The organism is Halostagnicola alkaliphila (assembly GCF_055379965.1).
This window is the reverse complement of sequence record NZ_AP043826.1, coordinates 3,173,618-3,189,575: the sequence shown is the minus strand read 5'-3', so window position 1 is coordinate 3,189,575 and position 15,958 is coordinate 3,173,618. Positions and strand designations below refer to the sequence as shown.

The following is a 15,958-nucleotide window of genomic DNA, read 5'->3' as shown; positions in this document are numbered from 1 at the left end:
CTCGAGCCAGTCGGCTCAGTAGCCTTCTCCGGGCTCCGCGACGCCTTCGAAGACCGAGTACAGCATGACGAACCCGAGTGCGACCGCGGGGAGGAAGATCGCCGCCATGATCGTCGTGACGTGGAGCGTGTGCGGAGAGACGATCGCGTCGCGGATCGACAGCCCCGTCGTCGGGTCGATCATCGGGTACAGTTCGATCGCGAGGAAGCTGACGAAGACGACCGCCAGTCCCGACGCCGAGCCGAACGCAACGTAATCGTTTTCGAAACGCGATCCCGCGACGACGCCGAGCGAGCAGAGGACGGTGGCGACCGCCGCGAGGACGACGACCTCGAGGGTTGCGCTCCCGACGGCGTACAGGACGGCTCCGGTGCCGGCGAAGAGTGCGACATAGACCGGCGTCGCTCTCGTCGTGTACGTCACCATTTCAGTCCGGAGCTCGCCGTCCGTCTTGATCGCGAGGAACGACCCGCCGAGGACGAGACAGAGGACGAGAAGGACGACGCCGCCGACGAACGCGACGCTCAGCGGGACGTCGACGAACACCCACTGCAGGACGAACGCGCCGAGGACGATCGGCGACAGGACGCTTCCCGAAACGAACGCGTAATCGCAGTAGCGCTTCCACTGCACGTCGTCGCGTTCTTTCCGGAGTTTGACGCCCACGCCTCGCAGGATCAATCCGAGAAGCAAGAGGAAGACGAGCAGGTAGTGGCGGGAGAGTACGTTCGCGTAGACGCTCGGGTACGCCGCGAAGAGGATCGTGACGAACAGCACGAACCAGACCTCGTTGGCCTTCCAGATAGGGCCGAAAGCGGCGTGGAGCGCCTCGCGATCGCTTTCGGTCTCTCGAGTGGCGTAGAGGATCCCGACCCCGAAGTCGAATCCGTCGAGCACCACGTAGACGGCGAGAACGCCGAAGAGCAACCAGAACCACGCCTCGGGAAGCCATTCGACGACGTACGCGGCCCCGATTGCCGGCTCAGTCATCGGTGATCACCTCCGCCGGATCGGGTCGCTCGGCTTCCTCGTCGGCGGGGTCGGATCGCTCCTCGAGTTTCTCGCGTTCGGCGGCGACGATTCGCTTGCCGATGTAGAGGAAGAGTCCGAGCAAAAAGAGGTAGCCGACGCTGACGCCGACTAGCGTTAGCAACGCTTCGTTCCCGCTCAACGCCGGCGAAACGCCGTCGCTCGTCTGGAGGACTCCCTGGATGATCCACGGCTGGCGGCCGACCTCCGTGACGTACCAACCGGTGACGAGTGCGACGAATCCCAGCGGTGCCGACAGCATCATCGCGAGGAGATACTTGGGGCTGTGGCGCAAACTGCCTCGCCACCGGTTGTACGCGCCCCAGACGCCCAGGAAGACGAACCAGAATCCGAGCCCGACCATGATCCGGAACGACCAGAACACGATCGCGACCGGCGGCGAGTCGTACTCGAAGTCGTTCAGGCCGGTCACCTCCGCGGACGGATCGCCCCCGCTCGCGAGGAACGACGTGAGATACGGGATGCTCACCGTATACAGGTTATCGGCTCGAGGATCCGTCAGCGCGTCCAGACTCGTCGGAACCGCGATGATGTGCAGATCAGCGCCGCGTTCGGTGTCGTAGTGGGCTTCCATCGCGGCGAACTTCTGGGGCTGGGTTTCGGCGACGTGTTGGCCGTACATGTCTCCGTGGACGACCTGAAAGATGGACGTGAGCAGTAACACGACTACTGCGGCTCGGAGTGCCGTGTTCCAGACCTCCGAGTTCCGGTTTTGCCAGACGAAGTACGCGGCGACGCCCGCGATAACCAGCGTGACCGAAATGATCGCCGCGTTTTGCATGTGAACGAACATCCACGGGAATCGCGGATTGAAGAAGGCGGCGAGCGGATCGGTCATCTGGACGATCTCGGTTCCGTCGCTGGTGACGGTCTCGTAGCCTCGAGGCGTCTGCATCCACGAGTTGACAACGAGAATCCAGAACGCCGAGAGCCACGCGCCGAGCGCGACGAAAAACGACGAGAGCGCGTAAAACCAGCCCGAAACCCGATCCCGGCCGAAGAGCAAAACCCCGAGGAAGATCGCCTCGAGGAAAAAGGCCATCTTCGCCTCGAACGAAAGCGGGCCGCCGATGAGTTCGCCCGCGACCGTCGAGAACTGCGAGAAGTTCGTGCCGAACATAAACCCCATCGGAATCCCCGTGACCGTCCCCATCACGAAGCCGACGGCGAATATTTTCGTCCAGAACTCGCGGAGTCTCCCATACCGATCCTCGCCGGTTCGGACCTCCTGAACGGTAAAGTAGACGAGATACGGCGCGAGTCCGATCGACAACGAGGCGAATAGGATGTGAATCGTGATCGCGATGGCGAACTGGAGCCGACTCGAGAGGGTGGGGTCGATCAGCGCGGGCGCGGAATCGACCGCTCCGAGGACCAGTTCGATCATCGCCACCACCGCGTCGAGGTCTTGGGGTCGGATCCACCGACGTGAGTGGTATCGAGGCCGAACACGCCCCACGCGACAGGGTCATCGTCGAGACCGATGGCGGACGCGGAATCGGACTCACCTGCGGTAGGGAGGGCTGTTTGGCGGCCGAGATTGGCCGCGACATCGGTCCTGAAGGTGACGGTCACAGTACCCGGTCGGGCGGGTGATTCGAACCACGGATCTCCCATGCGTCGAATTATGTCCGCGATTTGAATGAGTGACAAGTCGATTCCCGACCACTGGAAATCGACGGAACGGTTTGTTGGGTAGCGGCTCAACTCGGGGTTGTTGATACGTTTGCAGTGTCTCCTGTGAGCGGTTCGTTCCGGGATCCCCGTTGCACACGATTGCAGCGAGATTATCGAACCACCGACCGTGCGTTCTTCGGTATGGCATCAGACGTCGATACGGTGTACGAGGAGTGGAGTGCAACCGTGAACATGTCCGCCGCGGAACTCGAGTCGTGGGCGGAAGACGACTGTAGTCGTCGGGCGAGCGAGGATCCGGAGGAGGTGATCGAACGGAACCTTCGGTTGCTCGAGACGGACAAAAACGACTGGACCGAAACCGACCTCGAGGATGCAGAGCGTGCGATCTCGTTCATCTCCCGCATGAATTCGGAATCACAGCGGCCCGAAAACCCAGAAGAAGGCGCGGGTGATTGTCCGTCAAAGTGGGTCGTCTCCCTCCGTAATTGGGCGTACGACCCTTTGCGGTGATCGCATCGCTCCAGTTGCTGGGATTCATAAAGACCCCGACGAAGTATATCGTATGCAAACCCACATCGTTCCGGTCGGCTTCGACTACGACCGGCTGATCGCGCCGCTGGTTCGCGATCAGATCGACGTCGATCGCGTCATCTTACTCGAGGGGGCGGTCGGCAGCGAGGCAAACGTCGAGTACTCGAGACACCTCTCGGGAAAGCTCGAGGCCGATTTCGAAAACTTGCTCGGTGCGAGCACGAATCGGTTCGTGCTCGAAAACGTCTACGACTACGACGAGGCCTTCGAGCAGGCCTACGACCTGATCACGAACGAACTGGATCGGGACAACGAGGTCTGGGTGAACATCGCGGCGATGCCCCGAACCGTGAGCTTCGCCTTCGCAAACGCCGCCCACTCGCTGATGGTCGAACGCCAGGAAGAGCGCGAACAGATTCACACCTATTACACGGCCCCCGAAAAGTACCTCGAGACCGAACTCGCCGAGGAGCTTCGGCGACAGTCGACGCTGCTCGAGGAACTGCTCGAGGCGGCTGATAGCGACAACCGCGGCTCTGCCGGTTCCTCGGCGGAAACGAGCGTCGAGACGGACCGAATCGCGGACCGACTCGAGAGCGCTCGAGACCTGCTCTCAGAGTTCGACGAGCGCGGTACGACGATCGGGGCGAAGGAGATCGACGGCTCGCACATCGTCGAACTCCCGGTCGCGTCGTTCTCGAACGTCAAACCCTTCGAGGAGTTCATCCTGTACAAACTCGGCGAGGAGGGTGAGTTCGACTCCGTCTCGGAACTCGCCGAAGCGCTGGCTCGAGAGCTCAACGAGGAGTACACCGACAGCTTCCGATCGAAGGTCATCTACAACGTCGACAGGCTCGGGCCCGGCGGAAAGGGCTACATCGAGCGCGAAGAGCACGGGAAATCCTACCGGACGAGACTCTCACGTATCGGAGAGCTGTGGGTTCGGTCACACTCCGACGAAGTGCTTTCGGGGGACGACGATTCCGCGTCCACAGCCGACCAATCCTAGCGTATCGGAAGGTAGAGTGAAGGTGCGAAGTGCCATCGAGCAGAACTTTCACCACCGTTGAATATTCTTCCAGTAATCGCCCGAATGTACCACGAGCTCCCGGGACAACGAAGTAGTGAAACTGTGTTTTTAGGACTGCTACCCACCGATTAGCCGAAGCGAGTCTCAGCCACCCGCGGCCGCGAAGAACTGATCTTGATCCGCTCGAAACGGGAATCGTTCCCGAGCGGTGTTCTCGAGGGCGACCGTATTCGTCTCTTGATCGTACTCGACGAGCCCGTGATCGACGAGCCGCGGAATGTGACAGTGAACTAACGAGGTGACGACTCGAGTGTAGGTGCGCTCCGTGACGTCGCGTTGGTGTTTCTCCCGTTCCATCGCAGCGACTTTGCGTCCGAGGGTTTCGACGGATTCCCGTTCCTCTTCGAAGAGGACCGTCAGTAAGCACCGGCGTCGTGATTTCGAGAGCAGTTTGAACGCCGTTTCTTGACTGATCGGTTGGAGGTCGGTGGAAGCCATACAAATTACTTATGGCTATCTCCTATACAATAGTTGCCCCTAATAGTATCAATACGTGGAACCGAGAACAACTGTTTCGGACGAGGGACGAAACACATAACACGCCTGCTCGAGGACTATACTGTATGTTCGGTGCCGGAACGAAAGCGGTCGCCAGCTTCTACGGTCCACCCGAATCGGTTTTCGTAGGGCCGTCCTAGGCCCCACCCTCTACCCCGTTTCGACGGATGTATTGTGCACGACTGGATTCAGACGAGTAACGACCGGTATTACCGATGTTCGAACACCAACTGCGATTTCGACGACAGCGCCGCCGACAGTACCGACGACGCCCGCTGCGGGCGGTGAGAGCATGAGTCCGGAGACAACGGACGACCGCGCGGCCGACACGGAGCGGTCGTTCGACGATCCCGACCTCGAGGGCGGCTACGACCCCGAAATTGCCGAATCGCGCTGGCAGAATCAGTGGGTCGACGAGGATATCTATGCCTACGACGGCGATCCTAAACGGGATCCGAACACCGTCTACGCAATCGACACGCCACCGCCGACGGTCTCGGGAAGCCTGCACATGGGCCACCTTTACGGGCACACGCTCCAGGACTTCGCCGCTCGCTTCCGACGGATGTACGACGGGGAAGTCCTCTTTCCGTTCGGATACGACGACAACGGAATCGCGAGCGAGCGACTGACCGAGTCGGATCTGGACATCCGACACCAGGACTACGAACGCCGCGAGTTTCAGGAACTCTGCCGCGAGGTTTGTCAGAAGTACGAGGCCGAGTTCACGGAGCAGATGCAGTCGCTTGGCTGTTCGATCGACTGGAATCACACCTACAAGACGATCGAACCGCGCGTCCAGCGGATCTCCCAACTTTCCTTCATCGACCTCTACGAGAAGGATCGGGAGTATCGCAAGAAAGCGCCCGCGATTTGGTGTCCCGAATGCGAAACGGCGATTTCGCAGGTCGAAACCGAGGACGACGAGCGAAACGCTCACTTCAACGATATCGCGTTCGAACTCGTTGGTAGCGAGGCGCGAAGCGCCTCGGACAACGCGAGCGGGTCTTCGACCCGCGAGCAGACGGAGGAACCGAGAGATAGCGAGGCGCCCCGCGAGGAGTTCGTCATCTCGACGACCCGACCCGAGCTCCTCCCGGCCTGCGTCTCGGTGTTCGTCCACCCCGACGACGAGGAGAACCAGGACCTCGTCGGCGAGACTGCCCGCGTTCCGCTCTTTGGCCACGAAGTGCCGATCATCGCCGACGAGCGCGTCGACATGGAGAAAGGCAGCGGCGTCGTCATGTGCTGTACGTTCGGCGACCAGAACGACATCGAGTGGTACCAGGCACACGACCTCCCGCTCCGAGTCGCCATCGACGAAACCGCGACGATGACCGAACTGGCGGGCGACTACGAGGGGCTGTCCACCGAGGAGGCTCGAGAAGCAATCGTCGAAGACATCGGCGACGCGGGGCATCTCCGCGACCGACGGGAAATCGTCCACGACGTCGGCGTTCACGAACGCTGTGACACGCCCGTCGAGTACCGCGTCTCAAAACAGTGGTACGTCGAGATTCTCGATCACAAGGAGGAGTACCTCGAAGCCGGCCAGGAGATGGACTGGTATCCCGAAAAGATGTTCACCCGGTACCGCCACTGGATCGAGGGCCTCGAGTGGGATTGGCTGATCTCCCGCCAGCGCGACTCGGGGATCCCGTTCCCGGTCTGGTACTGCACGGAGTGCGACCACGAGATCGTCGCGGAGAAAGACGACCTTCCGGTGGATCCACTCTCGGACGAGCCGCCCGTCGACAGCTGTCCGGAGTGTGGCAACGACGAGTTCGAGCCCGAGGAGGACGTCTTCGACACGTGGGCGACCTCCTCGCTGACCCCGCTGATCAACGCGGGCTGGGACTGGGACGAGGGAAGCGAATCCTTCGAGATGGACAACCCCGAGCTGTATCCGTTCGATCTGCGTCCGCAGGGCCACGATATCATCTCGTTCTGGCTGTTCCACACCATCGTCAAGTGCTACGAGCACACGGGCGAGGTTCCGTTCGACGCGACGCTGATCAACGGCCACGTGTTGGACGAGAACCGCGAGAAGATGTCCAAGTCTCGCGGCAACGTCGTCGATCCCAACGACGTGCTCGCGGAGTATCCCGTCGATGCGATCCGCTTTTGGGCGGCCAACGCCGCCGTCGGCGACGACTTCCCGTACCAGGAAAAAGATCTCCGAGCGGGCGAGAAGCTCCTCCGGAAGCTTTGGAACGCCTCGAAGCTCGTCGACAATCTCGCACCGGCGAACCCCGACGAACCCGCCGAACTCGAGGCGATCGACCGCTGGATGCTCGCGGAACTCGACGACGCCGTCGCGGAGCTAACGGGCTACCTCGAGGAGTACGAGTTCGCGAAGGCCCGCGACCGCCTGCGAACGTTCTTCTGGAACACGTTCTGTGACGACTACCTCGAGATCGCGAAGACGCGGGAAGACAATCGCTCGACCCAGTACGCACTGCGGACGGCTCATCGAACGTTCCTGGAGTTGTGGGCGCCGATCTTGCCCCACGTCACGGAGGAAATTTGGCAAGCCGTCTACGCGGACGAAGCAAGCGCCACGAACGACGACGACGCTGATGCATCGGCTTCCGACGCCCTCGAGAGCATCCACACGCGCGACTGGCCCGAACCGCGGGGCTACGACGCCGACCTCGAGGCCGGAGAGACGGCCATGGAGGTCATCTCCGCGCTCCGGCGGTACAAGAGCGAGCGCCAGTTACCGCTCAACGAGGAACTCGACTTCGTCGCCGTCTACGGCTCGGTTTCGGGCTTCGAAAACGCGGTCCAGAACGTGATGCACGTCGCCGATCTCGAGGTGCTCGAGAGCCAGCCCGAGATCACGACCGAGGTCGCCTCGATCGATCTTGATTACTCGACGCTCGGGCCCAAATATGGTTCGACGGTCGGCGACATCGATTCGGGTATCGAGAGCGGGGAGTACGAGATTGATGATGACGCAGGTGTCCTCCGTGTTGCCGGCGAAGAACTCGAGGACGAACTGTTCGAGGTCTCCCTTGAGCGAACCTACTCGGGCGACGGCGAGATGGTGGAGACCGAGTCGGCGGTCATCATCGTCGATCACGAGGAGTAACGCCGCTCGCATCGAAGGTGCGATACTCGTTTCACCTTGGAATACTGTTTTTACCTGACCTATCGTTCCCACTGGTATGTCCGAACTAGATCGCCGACACCTGCTCGGCGTCGTCGGAGCGAGCGCGCTCGCTGGCTGTCTGGATACCGGCGAGCTGACGGGCTCGTCCGACCCCGGAGAGTCGCCCGGAAATGGCGGCGATCCGCTCGAGCCGTCCGACTCACCGGACGACCTGCTACCGTCATGTCCGGACTATGGCGATAGCGTCGATCGGGTCGTTTGTTACGACGATATTGATCCGCAGGAAGACGCGTACCTCGAGCCCTCGTCTCGAGCCGTCGAGGACGGCGGGGAAATCGAGTTTACGCTGGTCAACGAGGGGGACGACCGATTGCAGACGAACTTCTATAACTGGCGGGTCGACAAGTACGTCGACGGCGAGTGGCACCGCGTCGCCCCGCGGGCGGTCAACCAGCCGCTGATGTCTCTCGACCCCGGCGAGACGCACACCTGGACTGTCAGGATCGACAACGACGGAATCGAAGGCGGGGACAGCGTCGAGCCGACCGGCGGAACGGCCGAGATCGATCTCGAGGGGCTCGGATCCGGATCCTACGCGTTTCGCGGACGCGGGTGGTTCGAAGCCGACAGCCACAACGACGCGCTCGCGTTCGCGGCGACGTTCGAACTCGAGGGCGAACCGCTCGAATTGACGACCACGGGTGCCATCGGCGACACTGAATGGGACGGCGATACGCTCGTTGCCCGCTCGGACCGCGGCGGTCCGGACGACGAATACGCTAGACTGCGTGCGTACGAACTCGAGGTGATCGGCGACTCTAACGGGGTCGGTGATCAGGAATCGGTCCCGGTGATCACCGAACAAGTGCTTCGACAGCCTCGTCTCCGCGACGCGCTCGCGCTCGCATCTGAATACGAGAGTTCGGTCGTCCGTCTCGAGGAGTACGATGGAACGACGCCGATCTTCGGTCACGACAGCAACGGCGTCTACGAGTATCAGGGAACGTATTATCGGGTTCGTACCGAGGAACTCGATAAGTGAATCGGGCGGTCGCCGTTGTCGCCTACGGTTGCCGCTACATCGTTGGTATGAGAATTCGTCAACCGCCCCGTCTGTCAGTCGGTCGTGACGGCGAGTTTATACCCCTCAGATGACTAGATCACTGAAGTGTACGCCACGTTGTACACCATTGACGCTATGGTAACAAATTATCACGACGAAGACACCGCGGCGGCGATCACCCAGTTCGAGCGCGATCTCGAGGCGCTTATTCTCGAGGCCTTCGCCAACGGTGTCCCTATCGAAGGAGACTGGGCGTTCGTTTCCGAGCCGTCCACCGTTCCCGATTGGACCGTCCTGATCGAGCAGCGCTCGAGCGCTCGAGACGATGATGAAGCGACTGGACACCGCTGAGCCGAACCCCGGACGCACACTCACTGTTTTGTGAAACTTCGATATAGAGTAAGAAATTCAACTTTGATGGGTGACTTCGACATACTTTCAACCGAATTGGGCAGTAGGGGAAAGGTTATAAAATTGTCCGCCAATCTCATATCGTGCTCAGCTGAAGTCGGTTCGAGACGACCACTCGCCAGCCGCCGTGTAGGCCGAGTATAGGACACTATGAAGACAGATACCACGGACGTCGAGCACCGAAGTGGCGATGTATCCATCCCGCCGAACACGATTTTCGACCTGTTACTCGACCAGCGGAGACGGTATGCGCTCTATTATCTCTCTCGACGGGTCGGGGCAGTGTCGATCGAAGAACTCGCAGAAGCGATCGCGCTCCGCGAGGGAACCCAGCGCTCGGACAGCCTCGAGCGTATCAGTACGGGCCTTCACCACAATCACTTGCCGAAACTGGTCGACGCGAACGTCGTCAAATACGACCCGGCCACCGAACGAGTCGAGCGGCTATCGGCCGCGGCGACACTCGATCCGTATCTCGAGCTCGCCGCGATCGACGAGCTCTCTCAGGCGAACTATCACAGTTGATAGCGCTACCGGTCAAGGTGTTGGCTCCCTCTCCCCGAGCCACCCGCCCTCACACAGTTTGACCCGGGTCGCGAGCGCGAAAAAGAGCGCGACGAGCGTGAACGTCACCTCTCCCGCGGCGATGACGCCGAGAGCGTCGGCCTCGAGGAACATCTCGGTCTCGCGGGCGACGGGAATCGTCGTGTGGTGGGGCTCGCCGGTGATCGGAACGAAGTAGTCGACGATGAGGTTACTGCCGTACCAGACGAGCGCGATAGCGACTGCGTAGACCGGGAAGTCGGTGATCCGGTGGAGGACGAACGCCTGGACGACCATCGCGAGGTGACTCCAGAAGAGGAACTGGTACATCGCCCAGTGGAGCCCGGCGTAGGCGTCGGCGAAGACGATCAGGGTAAAGGGTGTCCAGAGCCCGAGGATGATGTTCCCGAAAAAGGCCAGCGCGGTGAGCCACGGAATTTCGTGACCGAGTTTCCAGCACGCGATCGCCAGTGCGATAAACAGCGTCGCGAGCGGGCTGTCGGGAACCCACGGCCACATGACCGCCGCGGTGTCGGCGAACTGGCCGCTGTAGTACCAGAAGCCGAAGACGGTTCCAAGCAGATTGATCGCGACGACGACCCACGCAAATCGCAATCCGAGATCCTCGAGCACCCGTGGAACGGGAGCGAAGTATCTTGGCAACGGCGCTCGGTCGGGCAACCCGTTCGTCGCGGTCATCGTCCGAGGCGATGGGTGGAACCCCCAAAACGGTAGCGGTCGCTTTCGGTGACTGTCCTCCGAATAATCATCGGTCGCGTCGCCGGTTCTCTCACAGCGCTGTGACCCGGCGAAGGCTGACAAAGGACACGCGTAAGTGCGGTGCGTTCAAACGCCATACTATGACCGAGAAGACCGATCTCGAGGAACTGCGACGCGGAACGGATCTCGTCAAGCGAGGATTCGCCCGGATGCAAAAGGGCGGCGTCATCATGGACGTCGTCAACCCCGAACAGGCTCGGATCGCCGAGGAAGCCGGTGCGGTGGCCGTCATGTCGCTCGAGGCCGTCCCCGCGGATATCCGAAAACGCGGCGGCGTCGCCCGGATGGCGGACCCGGCCGATGTCGAGGAAATCGTGAACGAAGTCTCGATTCCCGTCATGGGCAAATCCCGCATCGGCCACACGAAAGAAGCCCAGATTCTCGAGACCGTCGGCGTCGACATGATCGACGAGAGCGAGGTGCTCACCCCCGCCGACAACGACTACCACATCGACAAGCGCGACTTTACGGCCCCGTTCGTCTGCGGTGCCCGAAACCTCGGCGAAGCTCTCCGACGGATCGGCGAGGGAGCGGCGATGATCCGCACGAAAGGCGAGGCCGGAACCGGCGACGTGAACCAGGCCGTTTACCACCAGCGGACGATCAAAGGAGAGATCCGGAAGATCGAGGGGATGACCCACGAGGAACGCGAAGCCTTCGCTCGAGAGATCGAAGCGCCCGCCGAACTCGTCCACGAGACCGCGGAGATGGGCCGCTTGCCGGTCGTGAACTTCGCCGCGGGCGGCATCGCGACGCCCGCCGACGCCGCGCTCATGATGCACCACGAGTGCGACGGCATCTTCGTCGGCAGCGGTATTTTCGGCGCGGAGAACCCGCCGGAGATGGCAGAAGCGATCGTCGAGGCGACGAACAACTGGGACGACCCCGAAACGCTCGCGGAAATCTCGAAGAACCTCGGCAAGAGCATGAAAGGCGACGCGAACGTCGACCTCTCCGACGACGAGCAGATGCAGGGTCGAGGCGTCTAAGCAGGACGTTCGACCCGGCCGAATTGGGCCCGAAATATTTGTTTTCAGGAATTCTGTCTCCTACTGACGACTGCGAGAAAGAGGAGATACGTCGACAGTGACCCGATCCCAGCGGAGAGAACCATCGAGGGGGCGACTACCGCTCCAACCGCGGCAACTCCGACTGCCCCCGCGAGCGACGCGGAACGGACCCACGGGCGTTCCCAGTAGCGTCGGACCGCTTCGGGATCTCGAGTCGCCGCCAGTTCGAACGCGACGGTAGCGGCGCTTCCGAGGGCGAAAAACCGGATCGAAACCGACGCCTCCACGAGGACGAACGCGAGACCGAACGCCGCGAGCGAAACGCCGGCGAGAAGCGCGTCGATTTGGGTCTGCGTCCGGGAGGTCATTTACCCGAACGGTCAATCGCGATACAGCGTCGCGCCCGAACCGACCCGCGTCTGGTAGGCCCGGCTTTCGATTCCGTGGTCGTCGAAGGCGTCGATCATCGCCCCGGCGACGTTGCGTCGGCTGGTTCGGTTACAGACGGCGAGAATACCGGGACCGGCACCGCTGACGGTGACGCCCGTCGCACCCGCCTCGAGGGCGGCCTCGAGGACGTCGTCGTAGCCGTCGATAAGTGCGGCGCGTTCGGGTGTGACGATCCCGTCGTCCATCCCGCGGCCGACGAGTTCGGGGTCGTTTCGGGTCATTCCGACGGCGAGCGTCGCGGCGTTGCCGACAGTCGAGACGACGTTCTCGAGTGCGGCGTCGTCGGGAACCACGCCACGCGCGTCTCGCGTCGAGACGGCGGTTTCGGGGAGGCAGGCGACCAGCGGGACCGAGGTGTCGACCTGCGTGACGCCGTCGTCGGTCACGATGGTGAAGCCGCCCAGCAGCGAGGGGGCGACGTTGTCGGAGTGGGCTTCGCCCGAGACCAGCGCTTCGCCTTCGGCGGCGATCGGGACGAGTTCCTCGCGCGAGTACCCTCTGTCGTAGAGCGCGTTCAACGCGACGGCGGCCGCAGCGGCGCTCGAGGCCGAGGAGCCCAGACCCGACGCCGGCCGAACCCCTTTGTCGATCTTGATGTGTGCCGGCGCGTCGAGTGCCTTTGCGACTGCACCGACGGTGTTCCCCTCCGGATCTTCGGGAATAAATTCGCTTCCCGCACCCGTCACTGTAATCGTCGTTTCCTGGGCCCGTTCGACGCGGACGATGTCGGCGGGCGTCTCGAGAGCGACGCCGAAGACATCGAAGCCACTCCCGAGATTCGCGCTCGTCGCAGGTGCCCGCACGGTGAGCATGTCGATTCATTCCCAGAGTGCAGCCAAAAAGGTAGCGAACGAAGCCGAAGCGAAACCCGAGTTCGAAGCCGGACTCGAGGGCGGGTTTGAGCCCCGGTTTTGCTGTCGCGCTCAGTCGTCCGTTCCCTGTCCGGAAACCGCTGATTCACCGGTGTAGAGTCGATCGAGCCCGAACAGCAGTCCGGCGGAGAGTCCTGCGCCGACGAGCGAGAACGTCGCGATCATGGCGAAGAAGCTCGCGTGAGAAATTCCGAGGAAGAACCCGCCGAGTGCGATGCTCGCCGATCCGAGCCCGAACTCGCCGAGGTAGGTGTAGCCGTAGGAGAGTCCGCGGCTATCGGCGTCCGTGTAGACGGCGACGGCGTTCTGGTAGAACGGCTGAATCGCGAACAGGAAAAACCCGAAGACGCCACAGAGAACGACGATCGCACCCAGTCCCATGTTCGTTACCGGGATGAACGCGAACGCGAGCACGGTCAGGATCGCGAAGATACCCGCCATTCCTCGAGCCGGCGAGAAGCGATTGATGAGTTTTCCGGCGACGTACTGGCCGGCCATCCCGACGACGAGGAGTCCGACGTAGATGTAGAACTCCGGATCGATGTCGTACTGCTCGAGCGCCGGCGCGATTTCGATCCCTTCGATCGCCGGGAGCCCGTGGAGGATTTCGGGGAGGTAGGTGAGCATCCCGCGGTAGTACAGTCCCTCGAAGGTGACGATCACGAAGACGATCGCGAACGCGCTCGCGAAGAGCGCGCGGCTACTCGAGACCAGTTCCGGGAGCGAGAGCGCTTCGTTCGGGCCGGCGTCGACGTCGTCCTCGACGGCGGCGACCGGGTCGAAGTTCGCCTGCAGGCCGTAGACGGTCGCGAAGAAGCCGGGAACGGCGAGTATCGCGGCGACGACGTGCCAGTCGAGGAAGATCAAGAGCGTGGCGGCGACGAACGGGCCGAGCGCGATGCCGACGTTGCCGGCGATGCCGTGCCACGCGAAGACGGTCCCGCGATCCTCGACGCCGGTGCTGATGAGCGCTAACCCAGCGGGATGGTAGATGCTCGCGGCGACTCCCCAGAAAATCAACCCGACGGCGATCGCGTAAATCGAGTCGACGAACGCCGCGCCCGCGAGCACGACAAAGGAGAGGCTCATTCCGAGCAGACAGAGCAGAATGAGTCGCTTCGTTCCGTATTTGTCCGCAAGAATTCCGCCCGGAAGCGCGCCGATACCGAACGGCGCGTAGCCGAGCGCGACGATGATGCCGACGAGCGCGACGCTGACGTCGAATTCGGCGAGCCAGACCACGAGAAAGATCGGGATCGATGTCTCGAACCAGTGGACCAGCGCGTGGCCGGCCATCGTGAAGTTCGCGATCGATTTATCGTTCGCATTGAGAGCCATAGCGACAGTAGTGAGTACCAAAACCGCGTCGCCGGGTGCACTTAGCCCCTTGGAAACGCGATCACACAGCCGTTATCGCAGGTTCGCCTCACCCATCCGTCATATATCCGACCAGTTACGGATCTGCCTCACCTGTCCATCACACGTCGTCGCGTCCACTTGTTGCACGGCGTCTCGACATGTCGTCGCGTCCACTCGTCGCACGGCATCTCGATTACAGGAACAGGAATTCCCGCTCTATATCCTGGGGCAATATCACGTCGATCTCGCCGGCGGATTCGTACTCGGAGAGAACGTCGAGCATGTCCTCGAAGTCCGTGAGTAACTGGTCCTCGAGTTCGTGATAGAAAACGCTCGTAATCCCCGGCATCCGTGCGGTTCGTTCGAACTCGAGTTCTGCGCGTTCCCTGTCCGGTTCGCTGATGCGGGAGGCCAGCGCGGTGTTCGAGGTGTATCCCTGCACCGGCCGCCCACCGGCGAACCCGATTTCGTGGTACTCGTCGACGAGTTCGACCGTGGTCGCGTCGAAATCGCCGAAGGGATACGCGAAGTATCTGGCACCCTCGTCGTAGCCTCGCTCTTCGAGCCACTCCTTTCCGTCGCGGATTTCGGCTTCCTGTTCGTCGCGGTCCAGATCGGAGAGGTTCGCGTGCGTAACTGTATGATTGCTCAGACACCAGCCCGCGTCGTGAAGGTCCGCGAGTTGCGATTCGCTGAGTCGCGGATAGTCGGTCCCGTCGCGGCCGACGTAGTCGGGATTGACGAACGTGACCGCCTCGTAGCCGTACTCCTCGAGAAGCGGCAGGGCTTCGGTGTGGTCGGTGACGTGGGTATCGTCGAACTGGATCATTACCTTTCCAGTTTCGGGGCGCGGCACGAAATGAAAATCGTCGAACCAGACGGTCCGAGCGGTATCTTCCGCGGTCCAGAGCTGGAGTTGTACCTCCGTCACCGCGGTTTCGTCGAACTTGTCGTCGAGTTCGTTGATGCCGAAATTGTAGCGCATGAACGGGAGGTCGCCGGTTACCGTCCGGCGGTAGTCGATCCGATTCCCGTCTTCGTCCAGGAGCCTGATCCAGGGAGAGACGATCGATTCGGCGGTGACCGCGACGCCCGGAACGACGTTCGAGACGTCGATCGGTTCGTCGAACGTCTTCGAGATTCGTCCGGTCGAGGTCGAGGACCCGACCTCGAGACGAGCGCTCTGGGAGCCGATGAGCGAACCGTCCGTATCAGCGGAAAGCGAACCCGCGCCCTCGCTCCAATTCGAGAGATCTTCGAAGTCGTCCTCCGAGCCGGGTTCGACGACGCCCGAAGCGGGGACCACCTCGCCGTCGTCCTCGTACGATTGGTCTTCGGAGGGACCGCTCGAGCCGTTCGACCGGCTGGGTTCGGACCCGGAACAACCCGCGAGACACATCGTCGTCGCTGCAGTCGCCGCCATCGTCAGATATGCACGCCTGTCCATAGCCGTCGAAATATCAACGGAGGTCATTGTTATGGCTCCATTAGCGTCAGCGTTTCTGAAGTAAGCGGAGACAACCGCCTGACGCGGTCGGTTTCGGAAAC

Annotated in this window: 16 protein-coding genes; 7 read left to right on the top strand and 9 right to left on the bottom strand. The window is 61.8% G+C overall.

Annotated elements, in window-relative coordinates; genetic code table 11:
* Nucleotides 1-15 precede the first annotated feature (15 nt).
* From ACZ5C7_RS21355 to ACZ5C7_RS21345, 3 genes are read right to left on the bottom strand one after another with little or no spacing between them, the layout of a single operon-like run.
* Complete coding sequence (locus tag ACZ5C7_RS21355; protein WP_464378271.1) at nt 16-990, bottom strand: cytochrome d ubiquinol oxidase subunit II; 975 nt, start codon at nt 988-990, stop codon at nt 16-18.
* Complete coding sequence (locus ACZ5C7_RS21350) at nt 983-2,437, bottom strand: cytochrome ubiquinol oxidase subunit I (protein ID WP_464378270.1); 1,455 nt, start codon at nt 2,435-2,437, stop codon at nt 983-985. Before ACZ5C7_RS21350 ends, ACZ5C7_RS21355 begins: the two co-directional genes overlap by 8 nt.
* Nucleotides 2,434-2,667, bottom strand: a complete 234-nt coding sequence (locus tag ACZ5C7_RS21345) for a hypothetical protein (protein WP_464378269.1) — start codon at nt 2,665-2,667, stop codon at nt 2,434-2,436. Before ACZ5C7_RS21345 ends, ACZ5C7_RS21350 begins: the two co-directional genes overlap by 4 nt.
* A gap of 201 nt (nt 2,668-2,868) precedes the next feature.
* Here ACZ5C7_RS21345 and ACZ5C7_RS21340 point away from each other — a divergent pair, with 201 nt between their 5' ends.
* A complete protein-coding gene (locus ACZ5C7_RS21340; RefSeq protein WP_464378268.1) occupies nt 2,869-3,198 on the top strand; it encodes a DUF3140 domain-containing protein in 330 nt (109 codons plus the stop codon).
* A 52-nt stretch (nt 3,199-3,250) separates the two neighbouring features.
* Nucleotides 3,251-4,228, top strand: a complete 978-nt coding sequence (locus ACZ5C7_RS21335; RefSeq protein WP_464378267.1) for an HFX_2341 family transcriptional regulator — start codon at nt 3,251-3,253, stop codon at nt 4,226-4,228.
* 165 nt (nt 4,229-4,393) lie between these two features.
* On the opposite strand, the gene ACZ5C7_RS21330 is transcribed toward ACZ5C7_RS21335, so the two are convergent.
* Nucleotides 4,394-4,747 carry a DUF7344 domain-containing protein gene (locus ACZ5C7_RS21330; RefSeq protein ID WP_464378266.1) on the bottom strand — a complete coding sequence of 118 codons (354 nt, stop codon included), beginning with the start codon at nt 4,745-4,747 and terminating at the stop codon, nt 4,394-4,396.
* A gap of 352 nt (nt 4,748-5,099) precedes the next feature.
* Between ACZ5C7_RS21330 and ACZ5C7_RS21325 the strand changes: the two genes are divergently transcribed.
* The 4 genes from ACZ5C7_RS21325 to ACZ5C7_RS21310 all read left to right on the top strand — a co-directional run bounded on the left by ACZ5C7_RS21325 (nt 5,100) and on the right by ACZ5C7_RS21310 (nt 9,921).
* Nucleotides 5,100-7,901, top strand: a complete 2,802-nt coding sequence (locus ACZ5C7_RS21325) for a valine--tRNA ligase (RefSeq protein WP_464378265.1) — start codon at nt 5,100-5,102, stop codon at nt 7,899-7,901.
* A gap of 76 nt (nt 7,902-7,977) precedes the next feature.
* Nucleotides 7,978-8,964 (top strand): immunoglobulin-like domain-containing protein, encoded by a 987-nt coding sequence (locus ACZ5C7_RS21320; RefSeq protein WP_464378264.1) that lies wholly within the window; start codon nt 7,978-7,980, stop codon nt 8,962-8,964.
* Nucleotides 8,965-9,120: 156 nt separating this feature from the next.
* A complete protein-coding gene (locus ACZ5C7_RS21315) occupies nt 9,121-9,336 on the top strand; it encodes a hypothetical protein (RefSeq protein WP_464378263.1) in 216 nt (71 codons plus the stop codon).
* 210 nt (nt 9,337-9,546) lie between these two features.
* On the top strand, nt 9,547-9,921 hold the full coding sequence (locus tag ACZ5C7_RS21310; RefSeq protein ID WP_464378262.1) for a DUF7344 domain-containing protein: 375 nt from the start codon (nt 9,547-9,549) through the stop codon (nt 9,919-9,921).
* 12 nt (nt 9,922-9,933) lie between these two features.
* Here ACZ5C7_RS21310 and ACZ5C7_RS21305 read toward each other — a convergent pair whose 3' ends face one another.
* On the bottom strand, nt 9,934-10,638 hold the full coding sequence (locus tag ACZ5C7_RS21305; RefSeq protein WP_464378261.1) for a DUF1405 domain-containing protein: 705 nt from the start codon (nt 10,636-10,638) through the stop codon (nt 9,934-9,936).
* Nucleotides 10,639-10,799: 161 nt separating this feature from the next.
* Between ACZ5C7_RS21305 and pdxS the strand changes: the two genes are divergently transcribed.
* Complete coding sequence (gene pdxS / locus ACZ5C7_RS21300) at nt 10,800-11,708, top strand: pyridoxal 5'-phosphate synthase lyase subunit PdxS (RefSeq protein WP_464378260.1); 909 nt, start codon at nt 10,800-10,802, stop codon at nt 11,706-11,708.
* A gap of 44 nt (nt 11,709-11,752) precedes the next feature.
* Here pdxS and ACZ5C7_RS21295 read toward each other — a convergent pair whose 3' ends face one another.
* The 4 genes from ACZ5C7_RS21295 to ACZ5C7_RS21280 form a co-directional block, all read right to left on the bottom strand.
* The gene (locus ACZ5C7_RS21295) at nt 11,753-12,097 is read right to left on the bottom strand and encodes a hypothetical protein (protein WP_464378259.1); all 345 of its coding nucleotides are present in this window, start codon (nt 12,095-12,097) and stop codon (nt 11,753-11,755) included.
* Between the two features lie 12 nt (nt 12,098-12,109).
* Nucleotides 12,110-12,991: a homoserine kinase gene (locus ACZ5C7_RS21290; RefSeq protein WP_464378258.1), complete on the bottom strand. Its 882-nt coding sequence runs from the start codon at nt 12,989-12,991 to the stop codon at nt 12,110-12,112.
* A 111-nt stretch (nt 12,992-13,102) separates the two neighbouring features.
* Complete coding sequence (locus ACZ5C7_RS21285) at nt 13,103-14,389, bottom strand: MFS transporter (RefSeq protein ID WP_464378257.1); 1,287 nt, start codon at nt 14,387-14,389, stop codon at nt 13,103-13,105.
* Between the two features lie 214 nt (nt 14,390-14,603).
* Nucleotides 14,604-15,884, bottom strand: a complete 1,281-nt coding sequence (locus tag ACZ5C7_RS21280) for a polysaccharide deacetylase family protein (RefSeq protein WP_464378256.1) — start codon at nt 15,882-15,884, stop codon at nt 14,604-14,606.
* Nucleotides 15,885-15,958 lie beyond the last annotated feature (74 nt).